Below are 11,878 nucleotides of genomic sequence, written 5' to 3'. Positions count from 1 at the left end.
GTTCAATCGCTAAAGTAGAGTTTTATGTTGGATCTACGAAAGTTGGAGAGAAAACAAGTTCTCCTTATTCTTTCAGCTGGAATGCGGCTACGGCTGGAACCTATGCGCTAACAGCAAAAGCAACAGACAATAAAGGTGGAGTGACTACTTCCTCTGCAGTTAATGTAACAATTACAGCAGTTAATGAGAATCCCGTAGTTTCTATTTCCTCTCCTAGTGCCAATAATTCTTTGATGGTAGGAGAGGTTGTAAGTATTGCTGCTAATGCAAGTGATTCAGATGGCTCTATTGCAAAAGTAGAATTTTATACAGGCTCTACTAAAATAGGTGAAGCAACAACAGCGCCGTATACAATAGACTGGACTCCTTCTATAGCTGGAAGCTACGCGCTAACGGTAAAAGCTACAGACGATAATGGTGGAATTACAACCTCTTCCCCTGTGACTATTATTGTGAAAGCTGCACCTGTGAATCAACCTCCAGTGATTACCATTACAGCTCCTGCCAACAACCAAACTTTCACAGAAGGAGAATCCATTACAGTGACAGCTAATGCTACCGATACTGATGGACAGGTAATGAAAGTAGAGTTCTACGCTGGAACAACCAAGATTGGTGAATCTGCTAACTCTCCCTATACTATATCATGGGATAATGCAATGAGTGGTATGTATACATTAACGGCAAAAGCTACAGATGATAAAGGAAATGTAGCTATTTCTACACCTGTTGTTGTTACAGTTAAAACGACAGTGGTTGAACCTACGCCAAATCAAACTCCTGTAGTCACAATCTCTTCTCCCATATCTGATATTTCTCTGACAGAAGGTGAAAGTCTTAACCTTGTTGCTTCAGCAAGTGATAAAGATGGCAGCATTGCAAAAGTAGAATTTTATACAGACTCTACTAAAATAGGTGAAGCCATTTCTGTTCCTTATTCTATCAGTTGGACAAATATTGCAAAAGGTACCTATTCAGTTACAGCTAAGGCTATCGATAATGAAAACACTTCTGCGATATCACAGGCAATTACAGTTACTGTAGGTACTAAGCCAAACCAAATTCCTGTTATTTCTATTACAAGTCCTGCTACTGGTACAAGCCTTACAGAAGGAGCTACTCTTTCTATTACTACTAATGCGACTGATGGAGACGGGACAATTGCTAAGGTAGAATTTTATGCTAATGAAACTAAACTTGGAGAAGCTACCAATGCTCCCTGGAGTTTCAGTTGGGCTAATCTTTCTGCAGGGGCATATGCAATAACTGCTAAAGCCATAGATAATGTAGGAGGTAGTGCTACTTCTGCTGCAGTTAACCTCAATGTAGCTACAAAAGTTACAACTCCAAGACCTACTCCTAATGTAGTACCAGTAATATCTATTACTTCCCCATCAAATAACGCAAACTTTACGGAAGGAGGCACAGCACCTATCACAGCTACTGCAAGTGACAGTGATGGGTCGATTGCCAAAGTAGAATTCTATGTTAATAATAGTAAAATAGGTGAGACGACCTCTACCCCCTATACATTTAAATGGACAGGATTAGCTGTTGGTACCTATTCATTAACAGCCAAAGCTACCGATAATAGTGGTGCTACTACTACATCGACTCCTGTGGCTATTATTGTAAAAGCAACTCCTGTTAATCAAGTACCTGTAGTCTCAATTACATCACCTGCTAACAATACTTCTTTTATAGTTAGAAATGCTGTCTCTATTACAGCTTCAGCAAGTGATAAAGATGGCAGCATTGCTAAGGTAGAATTTTATGCTAATGAAACTAAACTTGGAGAAGCTACTTCTGCTCCTTATTTTATTAGTTGGATTCCTTCAGCAACAGGTTCTTATGCATTGACTGCAAAAGCTATTGATAACCAGAGTGGAGTTTCAACTTCCTCAGTTGTAAATGTAATAGTAACTGCTCCTGCTAATCAACTACCAAGTGTAACTCTGACCTCACCAGTTGCGAATTCTTCTTATCCGACAGGGAGTTCTATCAATCTGACAGCTACCGCTACAGATAGTGATGGAAGTATTGCCAAAGTGGAGTTTTATGTTGGATCTATGAAAGTTGGAGAGAAAACAAGTTCTCCTTATTCTTTCAGCTGGAATGCGGCTACAGCTGGAATATATACTATCACAACAAAAGCAATTGATAATGCAGGAGGAATAGCTACTTCTTCTCCTGTGAGTGTAACTATTACAGCTCCAAATCAGGCACCAACTATTGCAATTACTTCTCCTGTAATGAGTTCAACTTATATAGTAGGTAATGCCATTACTATCAATGCCAGTGTGTCAGATGCAGATGGAAAAGTAAGTAAAGTAGAATTTTATGCAGGCTCAACAAAGATTGGTGAAACAACAACGTCTCCTTATTTTATCAACTGGAGTCCCTCTGCTGCTGGAACCTATGCGCTAACAGCAAAGGCTACAGACGATAAAGGAGGAGTGACTACTTCTGCTGTTGTCTCAATTGTTATCAAGGCAGCTGCTGTGAATCAACCTCCAGTTGTAGCTATTACAAGTCCTGTTACTAATGCGTCTTTTATAAGTGGAAATACAGTAACTATTATTGCTAATGCAACCGATGGAGACGGAAGTATTGCTAAGGTGGAGTTTTACGCAGGTTCTACCAAAATAGGCGAATCAACAACGTCTCCTTATACAATCACATGGAATGCAGTTAGTTTAGGTACCTATTCATTAACAGCCAAAGCTACCGATAATAGTGGTGCTACTACTACATCGACTCCTATCGTTATTACGGTAAAGGCTGCTGTTGTAGAGACGCCTACGCCTTCTAATAATGCTCCAACTGTCCGAATTACCTCTCCAACTGCAAATAGTGTATATACAACAGGACAAAATATTACTATTACTGCAGATGCCAAAGATGTTGATGGAACTATTCAGAAAGTAGAGTTTTTTATAAATGACTCAAAAGTTACAGAAAAAAGTGCTGGTCCTTGGAGTATTAATACTACTTTAAAAGAAGGCTCGTATGTACTTACTGCCAAAGCCACAGATAATAAAGGTGCGGTAACTACTTCTACACCTGTAACAATTGTTATTAATGCCACTAGTAGTACGACGAATACCCTTCCAGCCGTATTGATTACCTCACCCGCTAATAACACAACTTTTACGGAAGGAGGCACAGCACCTATCACAGCTTCAGCAAGTGATAATGATGGAAGCATTGCTAAAGTAGAGTTTTATGCTAATAATATTAAAATAGGAGAAGCCACTTCTGCCCCCTATGCTTTTAACTGGAGCAGTTTGGTAATTGGTACTTACGCATTGACAGCCAAAGCAATTGATAATAGAGGTGGAATAGCTACTTCTTCCCCTGTGACCATTATTGTGAAAGCTGCACCTGTGAATCAACCTCCAGTGATTACCATTACAGCTCCTGCCAACAACCAAACTTTCACAGAAGGAGAATCCATTACAGTGACAGCTAATGCTACCGATACTGATGGACAGGTAATGAAGGTAGAGTTCTACGCTGGAACAACTAAGATTGGTGAAACAATGAGTGTTCCTTACTCTATTACCTGGAAAAATGTACAGAAAGGAACCTATGCTCTAACAGCTTTAGCATATGATGATAATGGAGCTTCTACCACCTCTGCTGTAGTTACAGTAGTTGTTAAAGAAAAAAATACACCTGGAGAGCCAGAACCTGAAACAGGATTCTATCGGGCTATTAATCTTAATGGACCTGGTTTGACTATTGATGGGCACGAATGGGGTGGCTCTGATGCTGCAAATTATACATACAGTGGTATATCTATGGAAAAAGCTTCTGTTGCTTTAATTCCTGCTACAGATGAGAATCGTACGTCAATGATTCATAGCTCTATTACAGGACGTAATGTGAATGTAGCACTTACCTCTGTACCTAATGCTACTTATGATGTTTATCTGTATGTGTGGGAGGAGAATGCTACGCAAACCTATAGTGTTTATTTGGAAGGTAAAGCTGTACAATCAAACTATATAAGTGGCAGTGCTGGTACATGGAAACGCCTTGGACCGTTCCGTGAAACTATTAAAGATAATACTATAAATGTAAAAACATCAGGAGGATATGCCAATGTATCTGGCATTGAAGTATGGACTGTGTCAGATGACAAAGCCGTTCCAACTATTTGCTCGGCAACAGGATATATTCTACGTGAAGAATGGGATAATGTAGCTGTGGATGTTGCTGAAATGATTCCTGCTTATAAGAAACCAGATAACAGCTCACAACTAACTCTTTTTGAAGCCCCAGCCAATGTAGCAGATAACTATCGCAGCCGGATCAGAGGATATATTTGCCCACCTGTAAGTGGCACATACACTTTCTGGATTGCTGGTGATGCTGAGGCCGAGCTTTGGTTAAGTTCAGACGAAAGTCCTGCTACCAAAACTCAGATTGCTTATGTAAGCGAGGCTACCAATCCAAGAGAGTGGGGTAAATCTGCTACTCAACGTTCTACTGCTATTACATTAGTTAAAGGCAAAAAATATTATATCGAAGCCATACACAAAGCTGGTGAAGGAAATGACAATCTGGCTGTAGGCTGGCAAATACCAGGAGGTATACAAGAACTACCAATAGCAGGTTCAAGATTATCCCCATATGTTCCAACAGATCTAGAGTTTGAAAGTCCAGCTATAACAGATTCAGGCTTGACTTTATTCCCGAATCCTGCTGATAGCGAAGTGAATGTGCGATTCAGTGTTAATGAAGATCAGGATGCAATAATAGCTCTAACCAATATGACAACTCAGCAGGTTATTCAAATCACACAATCTGTACAGGCTGGAGAAAATACAGTTCGGATTGATGTAGCTAATCTCGCAAAAGGAATGTATATTGTATATGTGAAAACCAAAGAAGGTCGTTTATCAAAGAAACTGGTAGTAACCCGATAAGATACTTTTGTGAAACCCCGTTTAGGAAGCCTGTTTATGCAATCTGCATAGCAGGCTTTTTTATTTTCTGATATTTTGGAAAATGATTCAAGTTAGACTATTTCCCCAATCTGACCGGAGTTCCAGTTGTTTATGTTTTTGACCATACTTCCAGTTACTAACGAAAGTGAACAGAGTTCGGATATTTCTGTGAAGTGACTGGTATTCGGATATTTTTTCAACCTGACCACATTTCCTGTCAAAACCAAAAGTGACCAGAACTATGGTCAAAATAAAAAATGATTCGATTTCTGTCCACTTTTTATTTTTATCAACAAACCTGTGTGGCTATTCCTCCTTATGGATTTGAACAGTATTTGAATAGTTGCGAAAGCTATGTTAAGCCCAAAATTGATTCTAATCTAGGTCAATTTTTGTAATAGCAGAAGATAAACTGAGGATATTAGAAGAAGACTCTAACTGAGTTCAGATTCTACCGATAACAGCTAAAATAATAGATAAATGCTATAGTAGAAAGGCTGCCAAAAAGTGTATTAAGTGAGATTTCTACCAGATTCTTCTCTGTATGATTACTATCTTTTGAGGATTCTTGCAGTCTATTGATGTTGGAGGAAGGAAGTAGTAATTTTAATAAACGAAATAAATTGTTAATCGATAAAATATCTGGCTATGAAACTGATCTTCACTTTGTTAGCTGCTTGTGTGATTATGTCTTGCGCATCTAACCGTCCTACAAAAGCAGGAGTCTACAAAAGCAATAGCATCCCTGAATTTGTAAAGCAGAAATAATTTCTGTTATTGAAATCAAATCTTACAATGGTTTGTGTTTTTGGAAGTGGAGTCTAAGTAGAGATAGTATGTAAGAAAGTAAATGATTTCATAATTTCTAAAAAGTAGGATCTTAAGGGATTGAGATTCTACTTTTTAGAAATTATCTCAGGGAGAATACCTTATAAACTTGTGAAATTAATGTGATATTTCTTTGCCATTATCATATTTCTTGCGGTTTACCAATTTACCCGATTCATCATAGTATTTCCAGGTACCATCTTTCTGGTCTGCTTTGTAGCGACCTTTTATTTTAACTTCGCCATTGGCATGATATTCCCGGTATGAACCGTCCCGGAAGCCATCTTTCATACTCACCTCTAATTTCTTCTTTCCATCCGGATAATTTTCTGTATATTTTTCCGTATTTAAGTCCTCAATATAAATATCTTCTTCCTCATCCTCTACCTGTGTAGAATCTGATACAATCAGAGTAGAATCTGTAGAAGCTACCAATACAGGTTCCTGTACCTCTGATGGTTCCTGATAACGAACAATAAAGCGTGTATCAAATAAAGTCTCCTCACCTGTTAACTGGAAGCCAACTTCAGGAAAAGCTACAATATATTTTTTGTTCTTTTCTGCATCTTTCCATGTCTCTGCTGATACAAAGCCTTTCAGGTTGTTGTGCAATACTGGCGTTTGAATATAAATAAATATATTGGAAGAGCTCTCGAACTTATCTGCAAACGTTTTGTAGGCTTCCTGTTGGGAAAGTGTTTGTTTCGCTTCGTAATCGTCAATAAAGCTTTTGATCGTTTGGGGATGATTACTGAATACAACATAATCATCTATGAACGTAAAATATGGTTTATCCAGCTTCTGAAATAGTTTACCCAGAATAGGTTTGAAGAATCCTTTTACTGCCATGTAGTGGATAGGATATCCCTTATAATCTACTTCCCGGATTTTCACAGGTGTTCGTTTCCGAATCTGTTTGCCAATAAATTCCATTTGCCGTTTGGCTTCATCAATGTCGTCTGCCTGTATTACTGCGGCAAATTCGTTAGCTCTTCCAAGACCCTGAGGCTGCATTTGTACAAAGCATACCTCCTCTCCCATCCAGTTGATAAAATTTTCTTTGAGACTAATTTTCAGGAAACCTTCTACTTTGTTTACGCTGCTTTGATATTCTTTGTATTCTGCTTCACTGTTTTCCTGCATTACTTTTTCAAAGCGATTGTGAAACTCTGCAAAGTTCTTCACAGCTATACTCACATAAAAAGCAGTTCTTTGAGGTATAACCTCCTGTGCTGCCAGTTTTCCACGACCTGATTCGAGCATAGCCTTCATATAAGAGCTAACAGAATCATTGATATTGGTAGCTCCCTTCATAGAGATCCATTCATCACTGTCCATATCAATAGTAGTAGCAGTGTAGGCAAGCATTTTACTGAGGCTATTCACATATTCGTTAGGCTCAGATAGATAACAGCGCATATAGTCATCCAGATAGGCATATTGCATATACATCTTAAACATTCCATCATCATCTATCTGTTTGTCGATTTCAACAAAGCGAATATCCCGGCCAATAACAGGCTCTTCACGTTGATCAATAGACGCTTCTACAAGACTGTTAGTATAAGAACATACCAGCAGGTTAGAGATAAATGCCAGATAGAGTGTTTGTCTGCTTTGTTTATCATACAGTTCAGTAATGGTAATACCATTGTACTGACGTTGTGACACTCTGTAACCAGCCTGACCGTTGAGGTTCGTAAGGTAATCCTGTAGAAATTTGAGCTTGCCTGCCTTTTCCAGATCCACAATAAAAAGGAAGTCGTATTCAGTCTTTTTGTAATTATGGGCAGATATTAAGACATGTCTGGAGCCAAACTGATCAAATAACTCTTTGTTATCATTGATCATTGAATCAAGCGCATTTGCTCCAGATGTTAACTCTCCAAAATAGGATTGAGTTTGCAGAAACTTCCACGCTTTACTACTACTCACTTTCTGCCAGCTTTTAATGGGTTCACTGGTTTCAATAATATAGATAGCGTTTTTAGGGACAAGATAAATAGCCTGGAAGTTCTCAGGCGGTGAAAGATAATATTGGTAAGCAGCAAAAAGCCCTCCCCCTGTAAGGATAATGAGGAAGAGCCAGAGAAGTTTTTTCATACAGAATCAGACAATGGGTTTCAGGGTTGTTAGATGAAGATCAGAGATGATTTTTCAGCGAAAGTTAATACAAAAAAGAACCAGAAAATAGCCAGAGACTGCATAAAAAATGGCAGATAAACTCTATTTATAACGTATAGAGGATTTTGTCTGCCATTTTAAAATAAAGAATCTTCCTATGAGATGAGTTTTTGTCGGAGATGGAACTCCAATCCTTCATTAATTTTGGTGAGTTTTTCTATTACCTCTTTGTCTTTTTGTTGTTTCTGATAGTATTCATATGCTTTGATAATGATTGTCTTCAGATTGTCTGCATCCCAGGGTTTGGTAGCAAAATAGAAGATATGGCCTTGATTAACAGCTTCTACAACAGAAGATAGTTCGGTATAGCCAGTAAGAAGTATACGAACCGGATCAGGAAAAGTATCTACAATAGATGATAGAAATTCTATTCCGGTTATTTCGGGCATCCGTTGGTCTGTAATTAGTATGTGGATGGTATCTTCTTTTAAAATTTCCAGACCTTCTGTTGCCGAAGGAGCTGTAATAATATGAAAATCGTTCTGAAAGGTAGCCTCAAATAAACTACGGTTATGGGGTTCATCCTCAATGTATAAGACACGAATGGCTGCATGTTCTGTATTCATAATTGTGAGTTGTTTGAATATAGAAGATAAAAAAATAATAAGTAAAAGTGGATGGTTGTAGTATAATTTTTCTAATTTTTGAGGGTAAAGCTGATAATTTTATTATTTTCAATGCTATTTTCAGAAAAAGGATTAATTCCATACTTTTTATAAGAGCAGACTTCCACCTTACAACTTTAATCACCGTCTTATGCATGAACTTTTACAGAGCAGACTTTCCGAAAATATCGCTCAGAAACAGGTATTCCAACCTCAATTTTTTTATTTGTCAAATGTTGAGGATAAACTGCAATTAAAAAAACTTTTAGTAGAAAACCCGCATATCAGTGTTTTTGATGAGTTGAAAAATCAATTGGAAGAACTCATCAAATCACTGAATCCTACTACGATATTCACAAAAGAAACGTTACATGAAGCTGTTAATACACATCTAGGTACTATAGATAGTTACTCCTATGGTGTGTGGGTATATTATCCGTGGTCTGCAAGGCTCGTTCATATAGTTGATAAAGAGGAGTTTATTTTTTTGAGAACAAGCCGCAATCATTATAAGATTACTCCAGAAGAACAAAAATTTCTTTCTACCAGAAAAATAGGTGTTGTTGGATTATCTGTTGGACAGTCCGTCTCAGTGACTATGGCTATGGAGCGTTTGTTTGGCGAAATACGCCTTGCCGATTTTGATCTGCTGGAACTTACCAACCTCAATCGTATTCGCACAGGTATTCATAATCTGGGATTGCCCAAAGTCATTTCCGTAGCACGCGAAATTATGGAAATAGATCCTTTTCTGAATGTAATCTGCTATACAGATGGATTGACAGAAGAGAATATGGATGATTTTTTTACAAAGGGAGGCAACCTTGATCTATTGGTTGAGGAATGTGATGGAATTGATATAAAGATCTTATGCAGATATAAAGCAAGGGAATTAGGTATTCCTATTGTAATGGAAGCCAGTGATCGCGGATTGCTGGATGTGGAAAGATTTGATCTTGAACCCAATCGTCCTATTTTACATGGGTTAATAGATCATCTGGATCCTCAGAAAGCGAAGACATTGAAGACAAGTGAAGAGAAGTTACCCTATATGTTGCCAATTGTAGGGTTTGAAACCCTTTCAACACGTCTTAAGGCATCAGCGCTGGAAGTAGGACAAAGCATTACTACATGGCCTCAACTGGCTTCTGCTGTTACTTTTGGTGGTGGCCTTACTGCAGATGTTTCCCGCCGGATATTACTGGATGAATATCAGGAATCAGGAAGGTATTATGTAGATCTGGAAGAGTTGGTTGGAAATACTACTGAACCTAAGACTGAAAACAAATGGGTTATTCCTATTGCTCCTCTTTCCTCGGAAGAAATGATTCGTCTGGCAGATACAATTGCATTAAAACCTGCTGATCTGCAATTAAGTGAATCTATGATTCAGGAGCTACTTACTGCTGCCAATTTGGCTCCCTCTTCTGGAAACAATCAACCATGGAAATGGTTATACAGAAACAATCGCTTATTTTTATTTCTGGAACAATCCCGGTCATACTCATTCTGGGATGTTGACAATGTGTTTGCTTATGTAGGCCTGGGTGCAGCATTGGAAAACCTGATTCTGAAAACAAGGCAAAAGGGATATGATATTCAACTCTCTCACTTTCCAAAGAAACAAAATTCAACTCTTGTTGCCGTTATCTCTTTTATAGCAAGGGATGCTATCTCTTCAGAACCCTCTACCCCACTGGATGGATTTTTAGCAGAGCATATTACTACCCGGGTCACCAACCGCAACAATAGCTCTCGGACAGTTTTATCACAGGAAAAATTTTCTGAATTACAAAATGCATTGCAAAATAACGCAGAGAGTTCACTCCATATCCTGAGTCAGGAAAAAGAATTAACAGAAGCTGCCAATATCATCACAGCTTGTGAAAGACTACGTTTTTTACATCCGGAAGGACATCGGGAATTTTTCCAGCATGAACTTCGTTGGCCTGATGCTGAGGGAAAGGTATTTGAAGACGGATTGGACTTAAGAACGTTTGATCTTTCTTCATCTGATATTCTTGGCCTTCGGCTTGCAAAAAGCCCTGAAGTAATTGCAATGTTACGCAATTGGCAGAAAGGAAAGGGATTAGAACGATTTAGTAAAAAACTAATCCTTAATTCATCTGCTATTGGGTTGGTTTCTGTGAGAGGAAACGATAATACAAGTTTGTTACATGGAGGGCAGGCTATTCAACGTATTTGGTTAATGGCAAACGCAATGGGTCTGGCTGTACAACCTGTAATGGCACCACTCTATCTATTTAACTATTATCATCATAACGCACTTATGTTGCCAGAGTTCATGAGAAATGAACTTAGTGCCCTCTATCCGAAATTTAATCAGCTATTTGCCATAAAAGATTCTCAAAGACCTGTATTCCTTTTTAGATTGGCGATTGCAAATTCCCCAAAAGTACGATCACTACGGTTGCCTATTGAGAAAACTGTAGTGTGGGCTAACTCGCCAAAAGAAGTAATAGTGGGTCATAAATAAAAAGACAATACCTCCTTCCTATGTGTTTTCAGATACAGAAGGAGGTATTATTTATTCATTGAGCAGAGATAAAATACTGAGCACTATGTTGAAAATCAGGGCTTTTCGAGCAGTTGATGATGAAGTTGCTTGTCTGGGATTTATGGAAGGACATGCACGTGTTCTGGCTGATTATGGTATCACCAGTATTTCTTCCAATAACTCAGAATGGAAGGATAGCGCCTCTGTATATGTAATTGTAGCTGAAAAAGAAGACGGTACTATAGTGGGTGGTGGTAGGTTACACTTAACAGATGGAATAGATTTGCTTCCAGTAGAGAAAGCCATTGGAGATCAGGATGTGAGATTGAAAGATATATTATATTCTTATCCATTGGGTGAGACAGGAGAGTTATGTGGTCTTTGGAATGCAAGACAAATAGCAGGTTCTGGTTTGAGTATACTTCTGGTAAGATCTTTAATTGCTATTACCAGTCAGATAGGTTTAAGGTCACTTTTTACTTTCTGCTCGGAATATACTATAGAGCTGGGCCGCCGGGTAGGATTTCAACTGGAAAGTGGTGTAGGTGATAATGGTGCTTTTATTTATCCAGGCATCAATTACCTGGGTAGGGTATTTCGTATTCCGGATATATATACTATTGAAACAGCTACTGAATATGACAGAGCCCGTATTCTGGAGTTGCGTATGAGACCTGACCAAACCTGTCTGGAACAAGGTTCTAAGGGTGAAGTTCAGATATACTATGATCTTCTAATATCGGGTATAGTGGAAGTTAATAAGTCAGATGCCTTACTGAATTAGTAGA

General features: G+C 38.4%; 5 protein-coding genes. 3 read left to right on the top strand and 2 right to left on the bottom strand.

Annotated features, from left to right (window positions below; genetic code table 11):
* Positions 1 to 4,934, top strand: a 4,934-nt coding sequence (locus QNI22_RS18100; RefSeq protein WP_314512754.1) for an Ig-like domain-containing protein, incomplete at its 5' end; no start/stop codon positions are given.
* A gap of 966 nt (positions 4,935 to 5,900) precedes the next feature.
* Here QNI22_RS18100 and QNI22_RS18095 read toward each other — a convergent pair.
* On the bottom strand, positions 5,901 to 7,886 hold the full coding sequence (locus tag QNI22_RS18095; protein WP_314512752.1) for a DUF3352 domain-containing protein: 1,986 nt from the start codon (positions 7,884 to 7,886) through the stop codon (positions 5,901 to 5,903).
* Between the two features lie 176 nt (positions 7,887 to 8,062).
* Positions 8,063 to 8,533 (bottom strand): response regulator, encoded by a 471-nt coding sequence (locus tag QNI22_RS18090; RefSeq protein WP_314512750.1) that lies wholly within the window; start codon positions 8,531 to 8,533, stop codon positions 8,063 to 8,065.
* Between the two features lie 190 nt (positions 8,534 to 8,723).
* Between QNI22_RS18090 and QNI22_RS18085 the strand changes: the two genes are divergently transcribed.
* Entirely contained in the window at positions 8,724 to 11,069 is a 2,346-nt protein-coding gene (locus QNI22_RS18085) for an Rv1355c family protein (protein WP_314512748.1), read from the top strand.
* Positions 11,070 to 11,091: 22 nt separating this feature from the next.
* Positions 11,092 to 11,874 (top strand): GNAT family N-acetyltransferase, encoded by a 783-nt coding sequence (locus tag QNI22_RS18080; protein ID WP_314512746.1) that lies wholly within the window; start codon positions 11,092 to 11,094, stop codon positions 11,872 to 11,874.
* Positions 11,875 to 11,878: the final 4 nt, after the last annotated feature.

The sequence above is a fragment of the Xanthocytophaga agilis genome, assembly GCF_030068605.1.
Classification (GTDB): Bacteria; Bacteroidota; Bacteroidia; order Cytophagales; family 172606-1; genus Xanthocytophaga; species Xanthocytophaga agilis.
The sequence above is the reverse complement of the archived record's forward strand: the minus strand, read 5'-3'. Positions and strand labels throughout refer to the sequence as shown.